The sequence below is a fragment of the Rhizobium sp. P2_G9 genome (assembly GCF_056403475.1).
Window position 1 is genome coordinate 15,913 of record NZ_JBFUFK010000025.1, and the last position, 18,679, is coordinate 34,591.

The following is an 18,679-nucleotide window of genomic DNA, read 5'->3' on the forward strand; positions in this document are numbered from 1 at the left end:
CGGGGAATGGCCGCATCCGATCAACCCATTCAGTCTCCAGCCTGCACAGTTCACTCACAGGTTTTAGTGGCGAGTTTTCGGCGACTTTGCATGAATCTTTCTGGTTGAGTTCGGGCTTTGACATTTTCGGCGCGCGGTTTGACTGCAGAAGGTGGTAGTGTTTCTGCCTCACCGACATAGGCCGCAAAGCTCCCGGCGCTATGAAAGCGCACTGTTGGGTAAACCGGGAATATCCTCCGGCAGGCCGAAATCTGCGCGCAGCACATGTGGCAACTCCTCCTCACGCAATTCGCGCTGGATTGTTTCTCCACCAGCATAGCGAATTGTGTATTGCCGTTCGTAAAGTCCATACCGTGCATCGGGCGGCTGCAAGCGCGGTGCGGAATGGCGAGCCGGGATGCGTAGACGTATACCAGTTGGCAGTCTCAAGGTCGGCGTCTTCGACCTGGCCCGGTGCCAGTTCATACGCCGGCATCCAGGCGCCATCTCTGAAGACGCCGAGTAGCGGCCCCTCCTTGCCCTGGCCGAATCTGTAGCTGTCGTGCCGGCTCTTCTGTGGCTCTTCGCTGGCGAGGCGCAGCGGCGCGTCGGGAACCGTGCCGCCAAAGCCCACGTCGACCAGCCATTCCTCATCGTCCAGACGCACAATCAGCGCCAGGTGACTCCGCGCCGGAGGCGGCGCCTCTGCCGGGCGGTGCCAGAGAACACGGGCCAGCACCCGCCGGACGTCATATCCGACTATACCGAGCATATATTCGAAAAGCCTGTTCTGCTCGAAGCAATAGCCGCCGCGACGGCGCGTCACCAGTTTATCGATGATGGCGGGCAGCGCCAGATCTATGGGCCGACCGGCCAGGACGTCGAGCGCTTCGAAGGGGATGGCAGCGAGATGCAATCGCTGCAGTGCCGCAAGCGTTGCAAAATCGGCATGCGCTGTTCCTTGAAACCCTATCCTGTCGAAATAAGCATCCAGCATTTGTTCGACCTCGCCTGGATTGATCCTGTGTTGCAGAATACACGGTGAAGAGCGCTTCGGGAGTATCAGACGACTGCCCTCATCCCGGCGTTGATATCTGGCGTGGTGGGCCACAGCACTTATGCGCGGAGGAAAAGGCCATTGCAGAGTCACAGCTTGATTGCCTTTTCCTTATGCCTTAGATCAGTCGCGATTGCGACGGTCGCCAACGCCGCCGATCTGCCGCGAGAGCATTGCCTCGTCCTGCCGCACTGAAACCGGACCATCTCAAGGACAGATCGCAATGGAAAATACGTCTGCAATCATTTCAACACTCTCGGCCTCGTTCCTGGGATCCTTCGTAGAAGTGGTGGAGGCGTTCACCATCGTCCTGGCGGTTGGGGTCACCCGCAGTTGGGGGCCTGCGCTCAAAGGGGCGGCACTGGCTCTCGCGCTCCTGGCGGCACTCGTCTTGGTGTTTGGGCCGTTGATCGCCTTGATCCCCCTGCAACTGATGCAATTCGTCATCGGCTTGCTGCTCATCCTGTTCGGCATGCGCTGGCTGCGCAAGGCCATCTTGCGATCCGCAGGCTTCATCGCCCTGCATGACGAAGAGGTTGCGTTCGCCAAAGAAGTGGACGCGCTCAAACGCCAGGCGGCCGACCGGCGCGCGGATTACCTCGCGGGCCTCGCGGCGTTCAAGGCGGTGTTGTTGGAGGGTGTCGAGGTCGTGTTCATCGTCGTTGCGGTCGGTACCGCGCATGGCATGACCGAACTCGCCGGCATCGGAGCGCTGGCGGCCGTGATCGCTGTGTTGGCGGTGGGGGCATTGGTGCACAAGCCGCTGACGAAGGTCCCCGAAAACATTCTCAAATTCGCCGTCGGACTGATGCTGACCAGCTTCGGCATCTTCTGGACCGGGGAGGGGCTCGGAGTGGATTGGCCGGGAGCTGACGCGGCGCTGCTCGGCATCTTTGTGGTGTTCCTGGTCTTCTCCATGATTGCCGTGCGCGTCATGCGGCATCTCAAGCTCGGAATGGAAGGTATTGCGCGATGAGCCTCATCCACTCGATCCTCAGGGAAATCCTCAGCCTGTTCGTCGATGACGGAAGCCTGGCGCTCCAGGCTCTCGGCCTGGTGCTCGCCGTCGCGGTTCTGGTGAAGGCAATTGCCGTCGCACCCCTCGTCGGGGGCTGTTTGCTGATCATCGGATGTCTGGTGATCCTGGCCTTCAGCCTGAGGCGAAAACTACGCCGATAGCGGCGTTTCGGAACGCGCCTTTCGTTCCGTCAAGCGACGCGCTCTAGAACCCCCTTCCTCGAAATGCTTCCATGCGAAGGGTCTCCAGCATGATTTTGAAATCGAGCCAGAAAGACAGGTTGGAAACATAGTAAGCGTCGCATTCGAAGCGCATGATCGCCGCGTCGCGATCGACCGTAGGTCCGCGAAGTCCCTTCATCTGCGCCATTCCGGTAATTCCAGGCTTTACCAGATGCCGCATGTGATAATCGGGCACCAATTCCTCATAAGGCACGCCGGCGGCCAACATGCCGATTGCGTGGCAACGCGGCCCGACAAGCGACATGTCACCCCGCAACACGTTTACGAGTTGCGGTAATTCATCAAGGTTTGTCGAGCGCAATATGCTCCCGAGCCGCGTTACTCTGGGATCGTGTTCGACTGTCTGGCAAACGCCGGAAAAGTCGCAGAGTTCGATGCGCATCGTCCTGAACTTCAACACCTCGATGATGGTGCAGCTCTGGCCCCATCTCTTTTGTCGAAATACCGCCGGACCCGGGCTGTCAATTTTGATCAAAGCCACAATTGCAAGCATTAGCGGTGAAAGCAACAGTAGTGCAATGCCTGAAAGTGCAATATCAACCAGACGTTTGAGCGTGAATGTCAGCCTGGACGCCCGCAAGGAAGATTGTCTGGATGGGAACTGCAATGTGAGTGTAGAATGACTGTCCTGCTTTACGGACCTGGCGTTTGCAACTTGCATGGCAACTCCTCCCACCAAATACGCAAGTTAACGCTTTATTAGTAGTAGTGTAGATACACCGTTGTCAGTTAATTGTCACTTACGAAATTAAAGGTCGCGCCGTTTTTCCCTTCTTTGAGGCCAGAAACTGACTTTTAGCAAAATAAAGCTGGGGTCTGTGCATTGAAGAAAAAGTATAGTCTGCTTTATAATATGTAGGAATGCCAGAAACGCGCTCCATCGTAAGCTGTAGTTCATTTTCCGACACTAGATTCTGCTCCGGCTGGCAGCCGTTACATATCCGCCGCGGTTCGGTCGGCCAGGTTTCGGTTGCTCATCGGCCTTTCTTTTGACGCCTATCGTCTTGCACATCGGCAAGTATTTTCGCGCGAGGGCGTATTTCGTTGACAATGCGAACCGGATCAGAGGCCTCAAGACCACAACGCGATGACGCCGAGGCGAAAGCTCCTCCTTGCCGCGCGATGAATTGCAGAGCCTCGCGGACTGAAACCAGTTTCATTTCGGGACACTTATTTTGTTCCATCATCGGCAACCTCATCATCGCCCGCAACCTTGGTGCGTTGTCATCCATCGCGGCCCCTCGCCATGCAATTCGGCGATGGTGCGGACGAGGCTTAGCCCGAAGCCGCTGCCGGTTGTGCTATGGCTCTTGTCGAGGTGATGGAGCCGGCGGAAGACTTCTTCTCGTTCGGCTCTGGCGGAATACCCGGACCATGGTTCCAGGATCCATGAGCGATCGATCTGTCGGAATCTGGTCTTGCGGGCACCGATCCGACGTCATGCGGATATTCCCGTTCGATCCCCATCGGGAGCCCGCCCGAGCCCATGATCCGGCGACGAAGGAACCACTGACGTTCCTGACGCCTGGATCCGACAGGTTCGGCTTCCTCGGACGGTCGAATTGTGGGTGCGACAAAATGACCGATGCCTGCTCGCGAAGGCTGTGCTACACTTTTTTGATCGTTGCAGGCATGCCTCTCGGGGGAAGCTAAGCACAGCGCGCCGCGACAAGCAACGATGGTACGGTCCATCCTGTTCGACCGGGACGTTTCCGTCCTAGCAGTTATCCCCCGACTGATTGCATTTCGATTCAATGCCGACAAATCTCAATTCGTTTGCGGGCCGCCGATATGTGTGCCCGCTCAACCGTCATTGGGGGGAGCCATGCCAAGATTTGTTCCGATCTCCGGTTCGCACCGCAAGCTGCCGGCCAATTCACGTCCCGCGGGTTCCGCGGATCTTTCCCAGCCGACCAATGTGACAATCCGGCTGAAATCCAAAGGCGATCTCGCCGCCCTCGAGAAAAAGGTCGAGGAGCTATCGAATACGCCCCTGGCCGACCGCAAATATCTCACGCATGCGGATCTGGACCATCTCTATGGTGCCGCCTCCTCCGACCTCGACAAGGTGGAGGCCTATGCCCAGGAACATGACCTGGCCGTCGTTCACCGCAGTTCGCTGGAGCGCACCGTGACGCTACGCGGGCGGCTCGGTGATGTCCTGTCCGCATTTCCGGCCGATGTGCGAATGTACCATTCCCCGATGGGAACCTATCGCGGGCGGACTGGTCATGTATCGTTGCCGCAGGAGTTGAGCGACATCGTCACAGGTGTCTTCGGTCTCGACACCCGGCCGAAGAACCGCGCGCCCTTTCGCGCCCGTGCCCTGGCGCATGCTCAACAGCAGGCCGGGCCTGGTAACGGGCAGGGGGTTGCCGCGACAGACTTCGCGGTGCGTTACAACTTTCCTGCCAAACAGGGCGGCAAGACACTCGATGGCAGCGGCCAGACGGTTGCGATCATCGAATTGGGCGGCGGCTACCGCAATGCAGATCTTGCTAAATTCTTCAAGGAAATCAAAGTGCCGATTCCCTCGGTTGCCGCAGTCGGCGTCGACCACAGCCGCAATGCGCCTTCGAACCCGGATTCGGCCGACGGCGAGGTGATGCTTGATATCGAGGTGGCCGGGGCAGTCACGCCTAAAGCCAGGTTCGTCGTCTATTTCGGGCCGAACGAGGGCGACAAGGGCTTCCTCGACACGATAAGCGCCGCCGTGCATGACCAGCAGCGCAAGCCGAGCGTGATTTCGATCAGCTGGGGTTCGTCGGAAGCACTCAACGACCAGCAGGGGATCGACGCCTATCATCAGCTATTCACCACTGCGGCAGCGCTCGGTATCACGATCTGCGTGGCCTCCGGCGATCATGGCACTGCCAACGAGACCGCCGACGAGTGGGATGGCAATATCCATGTCGATCATCCGTCTTGCGATCCGCTGGTGCTGTCCTGCGGCGGCACCCAGATTGAAGGCGGCGATGACGTCGTCTGGAACGACGGCACTCGCCTTGCGGATGGGGGCTGGGCTGGCGGTGGTGGGGTGAGCATCGTGTTCGATCTGCCTGACTACCAGAAGAACGCGGGTGTGCCCAAGTCGCTGGCCGGCGGCAAGCCCGGCCGCGGCGTGCCCGACATTGCGATGAGCGCAACCGACTATTTTACCAGGGTCGATACGTTCGAGGGACCATCCGGCGGCACCAGCGCGGTAGCGCCGCTAATGGCAGCGCTTGTGGCAAAACTCAACCAGGCCAAGGGCAATCGCGTCGGCTTCCTCAATCCATTCCTCTACAAGAATCCCGGTCTGTTCAAGGACGTCGTGAAAGGAAACAATGGCCTCGGTGGCAAACCACAGGGTTATGCCGCAGGTCCGGGCTGGGACGCGGCATCGGGATTGGGCACGCCGGACGGCCAGGCAATCCTCGCGAAGCTTTGAGCGGGCAAGGAAGCTTTGCCTTTATTCTATCGAGGGCAGCCTTACCACCGCCCGCAGCCCCGGCGCGTTGTCCTCCATCGTGGCGACCCCGCCATGCAATTCGGCGATGGCGCGGACGAGGCTTAGGCCGAGGCCGCTGCCGTTCGTCGTGCGGCTCTTGTCGAGGCGATAGAGCCGGCGGAAGACTTTTTCGTGTTCGTTTGCCGGAATGCCCGGGCCATCGTCGCTGACCGCAACCACGGCGGTGCGGCCTTCGAGCGCGAGGCTGATGTCTATTTTCGTGTCCCGGGGGCAATGCCGGATGGCATTTTCCACGAGGTTGACGAACATCTGTGTGAGCAGTTCTCTATCGCCATGGACGGGGCAGTCCCGGTCGGGTTCGATGCAGGCGGTCAGGACGTGGCCGTTGTCCTCGGCAACGTCGACGTAGATTTCTGCGACCGAGAGCAGGATGTCGGCGAGATCGAGTCTGCGAAAGCGGGTTTTGCGGGCGCCGGCCTCGATCTGCGAGATCCTGAGCAGCGCCTCGAAGGTGGCGTTGATCCGATCTGCTTCGTCAAGTGCCTCCCGGAGGGAAGAGTTGGCCTTTTGACCGCGTTCCTCGCTGGCGACGGCGCTCTCGATCTGCATCCTCAGGCGGTTGAGCGGAGTTTTCAACTCGTGGGCAATGTCGGCGCTGACCTGGCGCATCGTCTCGACCAGGACTGAAAGCCGTTCGAGCGCCTGGTTGATCTGCTGCGAAACGGTGTCGATATCGTCGCCATTGCCACGCAGCGGCACGCGCACGTCGAGCGTGCCATGCGACACGGCATTCATGGCGCTGGCGATGCCATCGAGTCTTTGCTGCGCCTTGGTGGCCAGCACTATGCCGCCGACGATCGCGGCCGCGATGACCAGCACTGTCGCCCACGCGAAGCTGGCGAAGGCAATATCCTCCAGCCGGTCGGTCTCGTCGAAACTTTGCCCGACGATCAGCCGCTTGTCGCCGATCGGGCCGGCCATGACGCGGAAATCCGTGTCGCCGCCCAGCCCGACGTCTTCCGACGAGATGTCGGATATGCCGTCCGGAAGCTTTCCACCGGCGAAATTGCCGGCGATCTTTTTGCCATGCGCGTCGAGGACAGCGAATATCCGATGGTCGGCCTTGCTGAGGCTGACATAAGCGGTGACGGTGGACATCAGATCTTCGAGGTCGTCGCTGGCATAGGTCGAGGCGACCACGCTGTGGATTTCCTGGAGCGAGTCGTCGAGCTCCTGCTCCAGCCTCTGCTTGAGCAGCAGATAGGTGATGAAGCCGGTGGCGACGAAGGCGATGACGAAGACGAGGCTGAAGGTCATCGCCAGGCGAAACGGGGTGGAGCGCCAGAGGAGCTTAGCGCGGCGCATGCAGGCTGTATCCGGTGTTGCGGATCGTGTGCAGCAGCGGCACGTTGAACGGTTTGTCGATTTTCGCGCGCAGCCGGCTGATATGCGTCTCGACGACGCTGGTCTTGGGGTCGAAATGGAACTCCCAGACCAGTTCGAGCAGCATGGTGCGGGTCAGCACCCGGCCTTCGCTGCGCATCAGCACTTCGAGCAGGGTGAATTCGCGCGGTTGTAACTCGATCACCTGGTCGCCGCGCGTCACCTGCCGCCGGACGAGATCCATTTCCAGGTCGGCGACGCGCAGCACCGTCTTCTGCTCCAGCACCGGCGGGCGGCGGGCAAGCGCATTGACCCGCGCCATCAGTTCGGAAAAGGCAAAGGGCTTGACCAGATAGTCGTCGGCGCCTGCCTCCAGGCCTTCGACGCGGTCATCGACGCCGCCAATCGCGGTGAGGAAGATCGCCGGAATTTTCACCCGCGCCGCGCGCACGGCCTTGATCAGCGACAGGCCGTCGAGGCCAGGCAGCATGCGGTCGACGATGATCACGTCATAGGGCTCGCGCGTCGCCTGGTAGAGGCCGTCGCGGCCGTCGTCCATGACGTCGCAGGCGTGGCCGGCTTCCTCGAAACCGCGCGTGACATAGTCGGCGGTCTTCCGGTCATCCTCGATCAATAGAATGCGCATGCGATCGTCTGTCCTCCAGGGGCAGCCACGTGGGGCGCAGATCAGCCGACAAGGCCACACGAGACGACAACTGTCGCGGGGACCTGTGGAGCAGGGATGTGAGCCGGGCGAATCTGCGCCCCGAAGCGCTGCTAGCGTCAAACCATGACGAAGTCATCTTACTGATTTGTATAGTTTCGGCAAAGTGGCCGTAAACAACGCGCGGCATCTTCCGCCTCGTCGGCGTCACCGGACGTCAAATCAGGGCTGTTGCATGTAGTGCCAAGACCCCTCCTCAACCCCTCCCCACAAGATTCCATGAGGGGCTTCACCTGCCGCACCGCCGAGGCCCCCGATTTGGGCAGGAAGCGTGCCGCAAGTCTTCTCCCCCCTTGTGGGGGAGATGGCCGGCAGGCCAGCGAGGGTTCTTACGTCATATGCGGATAGCTCCGGACACCAACGGAGAAACCAAATGAAAAAATGGCTTTTGCTTGCCGCCCTGGCCGCAATCGCGGCTTTTGCCATGCCCGTCATGGCGGCAAGCAAGCTCGGCGACCTCTCGAAACTCGAGAAGATCGCCCATGACACGCTTGTCCTCGTCGACAAGGGCGATCTCAAGGCTGCCCAGAAGCGCATCACCGATTTCGAAAGTGCATGGGACAAGGCCGAGCCGAAGTTGCGCCCCAAGGACAAGAACGAATGGGGCGTGATCGACGACGCCGCCGACGCTGCGATTGCATCGCTGCGCAACAAGTCACCTGATGCCACCGACGCACAGAAGACAGTGTCGGCGCTGATCGACACGATCAAAAATCCCACCGCCGAATAACCCAATCCTCCCGACAATCACCATTGGAGATAAACATGAAGTCAATCCTTCGCGCCACGATGATCGGCGCCATTGCCATCCTCCTGCCGGCCACAGCCTTTGCCAAGGTGCCCTGCGAGGAAACGTTGAAAGACGTCCGCGCGGCGCGCGCCAGTGCCAAGCTCAGCGACGCCGATGCGGCCAAGGTCGACGACCTGATCAACAGGGGCATCGATCGCTGCAATGCCGATGACGACAACCGCGCCAATGGCTTCTTCAAGGATGCCATGACCGCAATGGGCAAATAGAATCCGGAGCACACGACATGTCGCAACAACATTACTCAGTGGGCGAGCAGCTCAACCGCGTACCACGCGTTACCTGGGACTTCTGGCTGATCAAGCTGATGGCGGTCACCATGGGCGAAACCGCGGCGGACTATCTCGCAGTCAACATGGGCCTCGGTCTTTCCACCACATCGCTGATTATGAGCGCGGTCCTGATTGTTGCGCTTGTCTTGCAATTTGCCCAGAAACGTTATGTTCCCTCGGCCTATTGGCTCGCGGTGGTGCTGATCAGCGTCGTCGGAACGCTTGTCACGGACAATCTCGTCGACAATCTTGGCGTACCGCTTGAGGTCAACACCATCGCTTTCGCGGTCATCCTCGCGCTGACCTTCGCCATATGGTATGCGATGGAAAGAACGCTTTCCATCCACACGATTTACACCACCCGGCGCGAGACCTTTTATTGGCTGGCGATTCTCTTCACCTTCGCGCTCGGAACATCCGCGGGCGATCTTGTGGCTGAGAAGTTCGAGTTCGGCTATCTGACGACCGCAATCATCTTTGCTGTCATCATCGGCGCGATTACGGCGGCCTATTACTTCTTGAAACTGAACGGTATCCTCGCCTTCTGGCTGGCTTATATCCTCACCCGGCCGGCTGGCGCCTCGATCGGCGACCTGCTGTCCCAGCCGCGCGAATATGGCGGCCTCGGCTTCGGCACAATCGTCACCAGCGTGCTCTTCCTCGCCATCATTATCGTTACCGTGGCCTATATGTCCTGGGTCTATGTGCCCGAACGCGTTTCTGTCGACGGCCAGACGGCCAGCCCTGAATTCTCTTGATCCTCTCAAGTCAGGGCAGGCGGAAGGCCCGGCAATGAATGCTGGGCCTTCCGCTGAAAACTCTCCACGCATCATCTTAGCCGATCCGGGCGGATCGGCCGCTTCCTAAGGGGAACCCGCATGCCATTTTCATTATCCGTCCGCGCTGCGGCCGCCGGACTGACGCTGCTCACCGCCTTTTCCATGCCGGCGGTCGTTCGCGCCGACGACGCCGTGACCGCCGACGACGACAAGCCAGCGGCGGATGACAAGTCTGCGCCAGATGACAAATCTGCGGCAGATGACAAATCCGCTGCGGATGACAAGGGCGACAAGGCGGACGAAGGCACACCACTGATCGCGATCGAAACCGAGAGCAAGCTGCAAAGCGATAACGGCCTTGGGAGGCCGCATACGTCGGCTGTCTTCGCCACGGTCGAGCCGGAGATCACCGTCAACCTCTCCGACACGTTCCGGCTGGTCGGCCATTTCGTCTATGAACCGGTCGAGGATCCGATCAACGGCCGCTTCAATGCCTTCCATGGCGAAGGGCTTTACGCCGAAGAGCTTTATGCCGGCCTGACCGTTGGTCATGTGCGGTTCTCGCTCGGCAAGATCGATCCCTTCTTCGGCATCGCCACCGACGAGGCGCCGGGCATATACGGCGAGGACTTTGCCGGCAACTACGACTTCAAGGGCGCGCTCGGCCTCGCCGCCGATATTTTCCTGTCGGACAACACGACCGGCACCGGTGACGACGCGGCGATCACCAAGCAGATCGTCCACGTCTCGGTCTTCACCTCCGATCCGAGCGTGCTCAGCCGCTCGCTGTTCACCGACCGGGGCCTCTACCGCTGGCAGGACTATCGCGTCGGCAATACCGACATGCCGGAATCCTTTTCCCTCGGCTATGAATACAGCACCAAGAACGCCGATGACGAGGTGGTCGGGCCGACCTGGCGCGTCGCGCTGAGGCGGCTCGCGGCGAAGCAAAGCGGCGTGCCGGATGAATGGGATGTTCTTGCCGCCGGCCAGACCTCCATCGACCTTGGCGACGACCGTGCGCTGAGGCCAATCGCGGAACTGGCCTATTTCATCCATGAAGGCGGCTTCAAGAGGAATGCTGCGGCGGGCACGATCGGCCTCGAATTCCAGCAGGGCGACTGGATCACCTCCGCCGTCGCAGCTTACCATGACCGCTTCGGTGCGCCGGGGCCGGCGGACTACAACCTCACCGCCAGCTTCGGCCGGATCTTCAAGACCGAGGCGACGGGCGAATTCCGCCTCGATGCAGGCTTCAGCCATGCGCGCCTCGATGGCGTGACGACCAATGTGATCGGGCTCCGGTTCCACAAGGATTTCTCCTGGGAGTCGGACAGCAAGCTCTGAGATGCTTTCTGCAAGCGACCAGAATGTGCTCGACGCCATTGCCCACAGCCTGGAGTTCGATGTCTTTTCGATCTCCAGCGCTGCCGGCCACACGAGCGTCCATGGCATAGATTGGGAAACTCTGCTGCATGCCACTGGTCTCGCCGAAGAGACACTTGACGGAGCCGCCGGCCGTTTGCTGGCCGCAGGCCTGATCGGCTGCGGAGGTACGCCCTATGCAGTCTTCAGCTGGCGGCTGGGCGGAAAGTCCTCGACCTTCTTCTGGCTCACCCGCGAGGGCCGGTGTGCGATCGTTGAGCATGATCGGCGGATTGAGGACGAAGAACCAGGGCGCAGGGAAGGCAATTCTCGATCCTCCGGCAAGTGAAAGCGTGACGCGTGTTCGGCCGCTTGCGTGCTTCCAACGTACAGCGAACAATACTCCCATCATGCCGACTGTCGCAGCGGTCTCGACTGCCGTTGCGTTGGTAACCTTCGAGGCGATCATGCCTTGCGAACCGCTCGAACGATCTTCGCCAGATGATCGGGATCGACACCGTTGCCAACGCGTACCAAGACATCGCCCACCAGGATTTCCAACATCGAACTGCAAACCGCTTTAAAAGCGCGGCAACCTGACTGGCGCGCTCGGTCCCTCCGTCAATGGGGTTACCAGTCCCGAAGAAGGCACCTTCAGTCACTTGACCTAACCCGGCAGGCCGTGATGGTTCAAAAGGTCGCTCTTGGCTTGCAGAGATCCGGCAGAGGAACCATCTGCCGCCGGCAGAGTTCCTCTCTGCTAGGGGAGCTTCTGCATAGTGACAGACAATAGGACAGAGCAGCGTTTGGCTGAGACGGACCGGGTTTTCCGAGAGATCAAGGCAAAGGAAATCGAGGCCAAGCAAGCCAAGAGTGCCCGTCTCCGTCTGGAGCGTGAGAAGGCGTCAAAGGTGCGGTCAGACGAGCGTCGTTGAAGCGACGTCCGCCGCGTCAAACGATGCAGCCAACAGTGATTTTCTCCGCTTGCACCCGATGATGGCTCGCGCGTTCAGGTTTAGAGCATATCTAAGGGGACCAGCAGAGGTGCCGCCGCGCTCTGCCGGTCCCGGCCACGGCAAAGGCTTCTCTGCCGCGGCTGCTGATACGCCCCATCACCGACACGTACGCAATAACTAAGGTGCCGCAAATTTCGGCGTCTCGTCATTATGGCTTCCAACCGCAACAGTTGAAGCCTCTCCTGCGCTGCTTCCTCGCTCAGAATTCAAATCTTGCCACTGGTGGCGCGGGATCGCTGCGCCTTGGCGATGCGTATCGTGCGCCGATGGACCGAATTGCCGTCGCTACTGTCGGGAACTCCCGAAATCATAGTTGATCTTGGCGTCGCGCCAAATCGTCACCGAGCCCGCGACGGGAAACTCCGCGAGGCGTTGGATGGGTGAATTTTACTGAAACACAGGGCAAACTAACCAGAAATCTTTCCAACAGGCATCACAGCTTCCGGGCTGCTGGTTCTGAGCGCGACAGAGATCGTCCGACGCGGAAATTCGAGAGTGTCGCCAGCGATTCGGCATTACTCCTGATTTGTCCGATACCGCACAATGACAGCTATTTCGTACTTGTCCAGCCAAAGAGTTTATTAAAATTTGCGGACGAATTGTTTTCCAGGCAATTGCTATAGAGGCAGCCCCGAATTGTATGAGCCAAATCAGGATCAGTTATTGGAAATGACTATATACTTTAGGTTTAAGTTGTCAAAAATATATACTTTTTCGGTCTGAGAATTCACGGCAGCGCATCAGGCGAAATTCTCGCCAAATCCCATGCTGCCCCGCAAAATAACAGGACCTCTCATATTAAGTCGATGAAATAAGTTGGTTGCAGCTCCCCTTCATTTCCGGGATGTGGCCACTCGATCAGCCAACGCGATAAAGTGCTCCGTCCGGGAACCTTTCGCATTTGCCGAGGTTTGCTCTAGGAAGACCGGTTGTGAAAACAGACGCAGCAGTATGGAAGATAGAGATTTTCAAGCTGTCCCTATGGCCGACTTATGGCAGACGAACTCCTTCCTGTCCGATCGGTTTTCCGCCTGTATTTGTTGAAATACATCCGGCCCGCAGAAAGCAGCAGCAAGATTTTCAGTTTCAAAAGGAAGTCGTCGTGGAACGCGTCAAAATCTCGCATTCTCGATCCGCGCGTCAGGCCATCTGTGCCGAGCCTGCGGACATCGCCTTGGCCGTGGAACGAGGGTTTACACGACCGCCTGATCTGGATGGGCGCTTTATTTTCGTCAGTGCCAATGGCTCTGCCATAACTTTGGCGGGATGGGTGTCGACCTCTGCCGAAAAGACTCAAGCGGCCGATATTGCCAGATTGACCCCCGGTGTCGGGTCCGTTTTTAACGAACTCACGGTTCTGTTGTAAGCGGCACCTGGGGGACGTTCGAGACCGCCGTGGAGGAATTCCATGCTTCCTTCCGGAAGTAGGCGTATATTTTCCCGAGGGTGCCGGGCGGTGAGCGCTCCAGGCCCGCTCTCCCGGACCTCCGATCCCCGCGGCGCGATGGACAATCTGTTCAAGCCGTTCAAGCGCGGCGAGGGAAACCAGCAACGTCTTGGCCTTGGCCTGTTCATTGCCAGCGAAATAGCCCGCATTCACGGCGGCACGCTGACCGTGACCTCGACCTTGGAGAGGACCAGTTTCGTTTTCCGCATGCCGCTGGGCGTGAGCAAGAATGCCGTCGGGGCAGGCAGATTTACGAACTAAGTGTCTGCTTTCTCTCTCACTTGACTGCGAAACCCACTGGCTTGCGATTTTCGGACTGGATGCACAGTCAACATGCTCGCGGCAAAGCCGCGCTGGTGCTCTGAACCCTCAGCGGTCCACTTGCAGTGCACTTCAGGCCCGGATTCATCGATCTCGGTGTAAAAGACGGTCATCAACGGTCCGCCACGCCGCATGGTGACAACATCACCAATTTTGAAAATTTGATCCGACAAATCTTGTCTCCTGTCGGCCCAGCCAGGTTACGAGGCGTGATTGCTGGTGGTCGCTTCGCTGGCTTCCCGCTCTTCCCGCAGGCGCTGCGTCTTCTGCCGCCTTGCCGCAGTCTCTGCCTCGACAATCACCCGGAAAACGCCGTCCGTTAACTCCCGGCGCTCGTTCACACTCATCGGCCTGACGGCGGGTTCGAATTCGGTTTGCATTTCAGCCTCCTAAGCTGTCGCAACACGGACGCAATCAATTGCCGCTTCCTGCGTTCTCCTTGGAAAAGCGTTGCCGGGCAATGGTCCGCACGTATCGGGACAAAATCGCCTCATTTGTCATGCCGTCCCTGTAGGACTTCACGACGATGCCTGCGAAAACCCGGTCATTCTCCATCGAGCGGGCAAACCATGGCTCTTGGACAATGCCGTTGAAAGTCTTCTGCAGCAGCTCGACTTGATGGGGCTGAAACGTGCCTGCGCTCTCGGATATTGGCATGGCTGCAACTCCTGGTGAAATTCCCACCAGCTCTCTCAAGCCTTGATGAATCCTTGCGCTTCTCGAACCCGAATATCAAGGGAAAATGTCCGATATCGGACGTTTCGTGAGCGGCGCAGCCGGGGAGCGGCCGAATAGTTCAGACGTTTATATTCCCGATCGAGTGCAGCCACATCCCGCCGAGCAATGAGTTTGCATGCTGGGCGATGCCATCGCGGGTATGCGAGAAATGAAAAGGCCGCCTCGAAGGCGGCCTCGTTGGGATTGGCTGGTTCAGCTGGCTTTTTTCATAGCGCCCTTAGGATTGGCGGTCGCTTCGCCGAGCGCCGTCAATTTCTGATCTGTGGCAATCTCTTGCTGGAGATTGGCATCGAGCAGCGGAATTGCGTCCTTCAGGCCGAGTTGCTTCGCCCAGGACTTCAATGTGCCGTAGCGGGCGATCTCGTAATGTTCGACGGCCTGGCCCGAAGAGATCAGGCCGGCGTCGAGCGCCGCCGTGCCCTTATACTCTTCCATGATCTCCTCGCCCTCGGCGAGGATGCCCTGGATGGCTTCGCAGGTCTTGCCGCGTGCCGGCTTGCCGATCAATTCGAACACCTGTTCGAGCCGTTCGATCTGCCCCTGGGTCTCGTCGCGATGCTGCAGGAAGCCGGCCTTGCCTTCTTCCGACTGCATCGCACGGGCCATCTTCGGCAGCGTCTTGAGGATCTGCTTCTCGGCGAAGTAAATGTCTTTCAAAGTATCGAGGAACAGGTCATTGAGTGTCTTTTCAGTAGGCATTGTAAAATCCGTTCAATTTTTGAGGGGTACGAGTCTGAACTCTCTCAGGCAAGCGAAGTTCCTCTTTCTCGTCTGAAACCGATAAGTTCGCAGAACAGACAACCGAAAGATCAAGGGCAATGAAAGATGGAGCGCTTGCGCGCTCCATTCTCAAGCAGCCCGGTTTTGAGCCAGCAGGACGGCGTCTTCGTCATCGTCGCGCTGACGGCCTCCGACAGCCGCCGCCACCGCCGCGATGAAAGCGCCGATGAACAGGCTGAGAGCCGCGAGAAGAGCAGCCACGGAAGAGGCTTTGCGGGCCTTGTCGGCGGCTTGCAGGGCTGCCGCCTTCGCATCATCCACCTGGGCCAACACGGTATCGACGCGCTTCTTGGCATCGGCTTCGCTAAGACCAGTCCTGGATGCGACGAGGCGATCGACGTAAGTCCGATCATCGTCAGACATCTTGCCCTGTATCGTCGCATTGGCGAGAATACGGGAAATCTCCGCGCTGGCTGTTCCCGGATTGGCCGTCGTCGTCGCTGTCGCCGGGTTTGCCGGACGCAGCAGCGCATCGGTGAAATAGGATGTCGAGAGGTCTCTGGCCTTATTGGCTGCGACCGTGGCGGCTCCGCCAACCGTCGTTGCCGTCGCTTGAACGCCTGCGCCAACGATGGCCGATACGCTCGAGCTGAGAAGACCGGCAACCATGAGTGTCGCCAGCGCCCATGCAAGAAAGCCATGCGCCGTATCGCGAAAGCCGACCTCGTGGGTGTGCACGCCAACCCACTTCGTCCGAAGCCGCCCCGTAACGTAGCCGCCAACGCCTGCCGAGAGCCATTGGACGACGACCAGCCAAACCGCGGCTGATACGCCGAGCGCCGCGGCGGAAGCAGTTTGCGACTGCCAGGGGGAAACCATGCTGAATCCAAGTCCAGCGCCCACCAAAAGCAATACCAGCGAGATCGCCGCGGCAGCGAAAGCACCCGCGATTATCGGCGCCCAGTTAACAGCGGAGGATGACGATTCGACGGGGGTGTCCGCGACGATCGAATTCTGGGAAATTGTCATCGATCCTCCTCAGTGCCAAAAGAGCATAAGGATCAGGATGATCGGCAGGGGGATGCCTAGAAGCCAAAGTAGAATACCGCGACCCATGTAAAATCTCCAAACAGTTCTTAACAAAGCGACGGCACCAGCGCCGAGACATCGGAAAAACAAAGGAGACGCGCGAAGGTTCCTGAATATTATCAGATTTTGTCGGTGGAGATGGAGGCGAAGAAGGGTGTGGTTGCTTGACGCCAGGAGCAAGCACGCTGTACATCACATAGAAAAGTCCGCCGTGGCGGACCGTTCCAATCTTTTTGCAGAAAATTACTTGCTGCTCTTGTGGCTTTGCTGCCCGGCCTTCACGTGCTGCTCGTGGCTGCCGCCGCGGGTGCCGGCTTCCGACTTGGCGTCGGTCTTGGCATCCGATTTGCTGTTTGACTTTGCGTCAGACTTGCCGGCAGCCGAACCGGACGAGGACGTGTCCGAATTCTTGTGGCTCTGCTGCCCGGACTTGACGTGCTGGTCGTGGGATCCACCTTGATTTGCCATGATACTCTCCTTGGGTACGCGGCGAGGCCATCAGTGGCCTCCCTCTGCTAACCCGTCCCCAACCCAAGCGTTCCAAAAACATTTGCAGTGAGCGATAGCGTACAGAGGCAATAAATGGATTCATACATCCGGGCATGATGATCTGCCGCCTCATGGGTGGCCGTACCAGCAGGAGAAAGCGGCGTTCGCCAGACGGCAATGGGCTGCCTGTGGTCGTGCCTGCTAACTCTGGGAGTCAGGGTATCGATCGTCGAGCGTCTGCATTTCGACTATTCATGAGATCAACGAGGTCATCGGCGTCATCCGCATCAAGGCCATGCAGAATCCGATTTTCCCACAAAGTCGCCGTACCCGTGAATATGTCGTACACCGTCCAAGTCCCGTCTTCTTCACGGCGAGCGTCATATCTGTTGTCCGTGCGTCTGGTCATTCGATCCTCAAGAACTACGTGGAACGGGCCGTTTTCGACGTGATGCCACCGTTGCGGTTGACAAGGTTTACTGGCCGGGGTCTTCCAAGACGTCCTGTGCGTGGGCCATCTCGATCTCACCCACCGTCACCTGAAGATATTGCCGCGAGCCGGCGGGCGTTTCGATGGCCGGTATCTCCAGCCTGGCATCTGTCTTTCTGTATGCGGTGAAGGACAGCCCTTCGATCAATTCTTCCGTGACTGTAAGACGATAGGTTCCCGCCGCCATCGGTTTCGTCAGTGAATTGAGAAAAAATGGGTGGCGAAATTTTATTTCGGTTTCGGTCGTGCGGTCGGTCATTTGGGGCCTCGTTCTCGTTGCGGCGATTTTCTGTCTCGAATCCGATCAGTTGCCGCCCTCGTCGGACCAGCGATCGAGCGCCTCCGTTCTTGACTGCGTTGGGGTCATATTCCGGCCTGAGCCTGTATGCATGCCGCGGTGCTCGAGCGCGGCCAGCAAGTCTTGCTCGGAGTCGTTTCCGTCTCCAAAAAGATCGATGAGGAACCGACCGGCGTCGCTCAGCGCGTCGGGATCAACGGACGCCTCTGTGCCGCTGAAGCCAGCTTTTCGCAGGACGCCCTCGAGCATGGTCAGGTCCGATGATGTAAGATGATGACGGATGTTGCTGGAAGACATTTTGTCCTCCTTTCGGTTGGGGCCAGGTTTTCACCTGTACGGAATGCGCCCTCTTCAATTGCATTTCACTGTTATTATATAATTTAAAATTGTGTCTATACCAAGAGCGTCGAGACCGACCATAGCGAAAAATTCGGTGCGGGCCCCGTTTTTTCAGCAATATACGGGTGGCACGTCGCCGGGCGATCTCGACATCGCCGGCGAAATCTCATAGCGGCAAGCACCGTGGCAGTCAGTGCCTAAGCCGCTTTGAAGAAACGAGCCCTGGCGATCATCTCAGCGTGTTTTTGAAGATCGTCATCAAGGTTTATTCCTTTGCGGAATGCTACCAGAAGCTCAAGTGCAAACTCTCTATCATTCTTGGCGGAGCGATCAAACGAGGGCCTGGAAATAACGTCGTAGTAGATATCCTGCACCATCGCCAACGAGGCCGCCCGAAGCACTTTGGACGCCATAGCGTCACCCCCTTTATTCGATAGAGTCGAATCGGCAATCTCGAGTCGACGATAGTATTTCTTAAGTTGGCGGGTGTCGATGAGCTTGGAAGAGACCGCTCTCAACGTTGGCTGATCAGGGAGATCAGTTGGTTCAACTTGACAAGCGCAGGAGGGTGCAAGAGCTTGATGGAGAGCGGTCATGCGAGAAGCGCCGGGGCGGACCGGCAGACTGCCTCCCGCCCAGACATAACTCTATGCT

At 58.7% G+C, this 18,679-nt stretch carries 24 protein-coding genes; 10 read left to right on the forward strand and 14 right to left on the reverse strand.

From position 1 onward, the window contains the following. Positions 1 to 280: 280 nt before the first annotated feature. The gene (locus AC1DYF_RS20580; RefSeq protein ID WP_477878624.1) at positions 281 to 976 is read right to left on the reverse strand and encodes an arylamine N-acetyltransferase family protein; all 696 of its coding nucleotides are present in this window, start codon (positions 974 to 976) and stop codon (positions 281 to 283) included. Positions 977 to 1,259: 283 nt separating this feature from the next. On the opposite strand from AC1DYF_RS20580, the gene AC1DYF_RS20585 reads away from it, so the two are divergent. After that, positions 1,260 to 2,012, forward strand: a complete 753-nt coding sequence (locus tag AC1DYF_RS20585) for a COG4280 domain-containing protein (RefSeq protein ID WP_477878625.1) — start codon at positions 1,260 to 1,262, stop codon at positions 2,010 to 2,012. Then, positions 2,009 to 2,215 (forward strand): hypothetical protein, encoded by a 207-nt coding sequence (locus AC1DYF_RS20590; RefSeq protein ID WP_477878626.1) that lies wholly within the window; start codon positions 2,009 to 2,011, stop codon positions 2,213 to 2,215. Before AC1DYF_RS20585 ends, AC1DYF_RS20590 begins: the two co-directional genes overlap by 4 nt. A gap of 43 nt (positions 2,216 to 2,258) precedes the next feature. Here AC1DYF_RS20590 and AC1DYF_RS20595 read toward each other — a convergent pair whose 3' ends face one another. Both AC1DYF_RS20595 and AC1DYF_RS20600 read right to left on the reverse strand, forming a co-directional pair. Next, positions 2,259 to 2,957 carry a sugar transferase gene (locus tag AC1DYF_RS20595; RefSeq protein WP_477878627.1) on the reverse strand — a complete coding sequence of 233 codons (699 nt, stop codon included), beginning with the start codon at positions 2,955 to 2,957 and terminating at the stop codon, positions 2,259 to 2,261. A 313-nt stretch (positions 2,958 to 3,270) separates the two neighbouring features. Then, positions 3,271 to 3,528, reverse strand: a complete 258-nt coding sequence (locus AC1DYF_RS20600; RefSeq protein WP_477878628.1) for a hypothetical protein — start codon at positions 3,526 to 3,528, stop codon at positions 3,271 to 3,273. Between the two features lie 593 nt (positions 3,529 to 4,121). Here AC1DYF_RS20600 and AC1DYF_RS20605 point away from each other — a divergent pair. After that, positions 4,122 to 5,726 carry a S53 family peptidase gene (locus tag AC1DYF_RS20605; protein WP_477878629.1) on the forward strand — a complete coding sequence of 535 codons (1,605 nt, stop codon included), beginning with the start codon at positions 4,122 to 4,124 and terminating at the stop codon, positions 5,724 to 5,726. 21 nt (positions 5,727 to 5,747) lie between these two features. Here AC1DYF_RS20605 and AC1DYF_RS20610 read toward each other — a convergent pair whose 3' ends face one another. Together AC1DYF_RS20610 and AC1DYF_RS20615 are read right to left on the reverse strand one after the other, a co-directional pair. Continuing rightward, complete coding sequence (locus tag AC1DYF_RS20610) at positions 5,748 to 7,112, reverse strand: sensor histidine kinase (protein ID WP_477878630.1); 1,365 nt, start codon at positions 7,110 to 7,112, stop codon at positions 5,748 to 5,750. Beyond that, a complete protein-coding gene (locus AC1DYF_RS20615; RefSeq protein ID WP_477878631.1) occupies positions 7,099 to 7,776 on the reverse strand; it encodes a response regulator in 678 nt (225 codons plus the stop codon). Before AC1DYF_RS20615 ends, AC1DYF_RS20610 begins: the two co-directional genes overlap by 14 nt. Before the next feature lie 451 nt (positions 7,777 to 8,227). On the opposite strand from AC1DYF_RS20615, the gene AC1DYF_RS20620 reads away from it, so the two are divergent. From AC1DYF_RS20620 to AC1DYF_RS20650, 7 genes are all read left to right on the forward strand, one after another. Beyond that, positions 8,228 to 8,584, forward strand: a complete 357-nt coding sequence (locus tag AC1DYF_RS20620; RefSeq protein WP_477878632.1) for a hypothetical protein — start codon at positions 8,228 to 8,230, stop codon at positions 8,582 to 8,584. Between the two features lie 35 nt (positions 8,585 to 8,619). Continuing rightward, the gene (locus AC1DYF_RS20625; protein WP_477680020.1) at positions 8,620 to 8,871 is read left to right on the forward strand and encodes a hypothetical protein; all 252 of its coding nucleotides are present in this window, start codon (positions 8,620 to 8,622) and stop codon (positions 8,869 to 8,871) included. Positions 8,872 to 8,888: 17 nt separating this feature from the next. Beyond that, positions 8,889 to 9,692, forward strand: a complete 804-nt coding sequence (locus tag AC1DYF_RS20630) for a COG4705 family protein (RefSeq protein WP_477878633.1) — start codon at positions 8,889 to 8,891, stop codon at positions 9,690 to 9,692. Between the two features lie 120 nt (positions 9,693 to 9,812). After that, entirely contained in the window at positions 9,813 to 11,060 is a 1,248-nt protein-coding gene (locus AC1DYF_RS20635) for a hypothetical protein (protein ID WP_477878634.1), read from the forward strand. A 1-nt stretch (position 11,061) separates the two neighbouring features. Further along, positions 11,062 to 11,427, forward strand: a complete 366-nt coding sequence (locus tag AC1DYF_RS20640; RefSeq protein WP_477878635.1) for a hypothetical protein — start codon at positions 11,062 to 11,064, stop codon at positions 11,425 to 11,427. 1,598 nt (positions 11,428 to 13,025) lie between these two features. Next, entirely contained in the window at positions 13,026 to 13,460 is a 435-nt protein-coding gene (locus AC1DYF_RS20645; protein ID WP_477878636.1) for a BON domain-containing protein, read from the forward strand. A gap of 90 nt (positions 13,461 to 13,550) precedes the next feature. Beyond that, positions 13,551 to 13,802 (forward strand): ATP-binding protein, encoded by a 252-nt coding sequence (locus AC1DYF_RS20650; protein WP_477878637.1) that lies wholly within the window; start codon positions 13,551 to 13,553, stop codon positions 13,800 to 13,802. Here AC1DYF_RS20650 and AC1DYF_RS20655 read toward each other — a convergent pair. The 9 genes from AC1DYF_RS20655 to AC1DYF_RS20695 form a co-directional block, all read right to left on the reverse strand. Further along, positions 13,799 to 14,035 carry a DUF2158 domain-containing protein gene (locus AC1DYF_RS20655; protein WP_477878638.1) on the reverse strand — a complete coding sequence of 79 codons (237 nt, stop codon included), beginning with the start codon at positions 14,033 to 14,035 and terminating at the stop codon, positions 13,799 to 13,801. The genes AC1DYF_RS20650 and AC1DYF_RS20655 overlap by 4 nt on opposite strands. A gap of 27 nt (positions 14,036 to 14,062) precedes the next feature. Continuing rightward, positions 14,063 to 14,242: a hypothetical protein gene (locus AC1DYF_RS20660; protein WP_477878639.1), complete on the reverse strand. Its 180-nt coding sequence runs from the start codon at positions 14,240 to 14,242 to the stop codon at positions 14,063 to 14,065. A 34-nt stretch (positions 14,243 to 14,276) separates the two neighbouring features. Continuing rightward, positions 14,277 to 14,558 (reverse strand): hypothetical protein, encoded by a 282-nt coding sequence (locus AC1DYF_RS20665; protein WP_477878640.1) that lies wholly within the window; start codon positions 14,556 to 14,558, stop codon positions 14,277 to 14,279. Between the two features lie 234 nt (positions 14,559 to 14,792). Next, positions 14,793 to 15,299, reverse strand: coding sequence for a YciE/YciF ferroxidase family protein (locus tag AC1DYF_RS20670; protein WP_477878641.1), 507 nt, complete (start codon positions 15,297 to 15,299; stop codon positions 14,793 to 14,795). 150 nt (positions 15,300 to 15,449) lie between these two features. Then, the gene (locus AC1DYF_RS20675; RefSeq protein ID WP_477878642.1) at positions 15,450 to 16,349 is read right to left on the reverse strand and encodes a hypothetical protein; all 900 of its coding nucleotides are present in this window, start codon (positions 16,347 to 16,349) and stop codon (positions 15,450 to 15,452) included. 303 nt (positions 16,350 to 16,652) lie between these two features. Then, complete coding sequence (locus tag AC1DYF_RS20680) at positions 16,653 to 16,877, reverse strand: hypothetical protein (RefSeq protein WP_477878643.1); 225 nt, start codon at positions 16,875 to 16,877, stop codon at positions 16,653 to 16,655. 497 nt (positions 16,878 to 17,374) lie between these two features. Further along, complete coding sequence (locus AC1DYF_RS20685; protein WP_477878644.1) at positions 17,375 to 17,647, reverse strand: hypothetical protein; 273 nt, start codon at positions 17,645 to 17,647, stop codon at positions 17,375 to 17,377. A gap of 45 nt (positions 17,648 to 17,692) precedes the next feature. Beyond that, complete coding sequence (locus AC1DYF_RS20690) at positions 17,693 to 17,983, reverse strand: hypothetical protein (RefSeq protein WP_477878645.1); 291 nt, start codon at positions 17,981 to 17,983, stop codon at positions 17,693 to 17,695. 239 nt (positions 17,984 to 18,222) lie between these two features. Next, on the reverse strand, positions 18,223 to 18,621 hold the full coding sequence (locus AC1DYF_RS20695; RefSeq protein ID WP_477878646.1) for a hypothetical protein: 399 nt from the start codon (positions 18,619 to 18,621) through the stop codon (positions 18,223 to 18,225). Between the last annotated feature and the right edge of the window lie 58 nt (positions 18,622 to 18,679).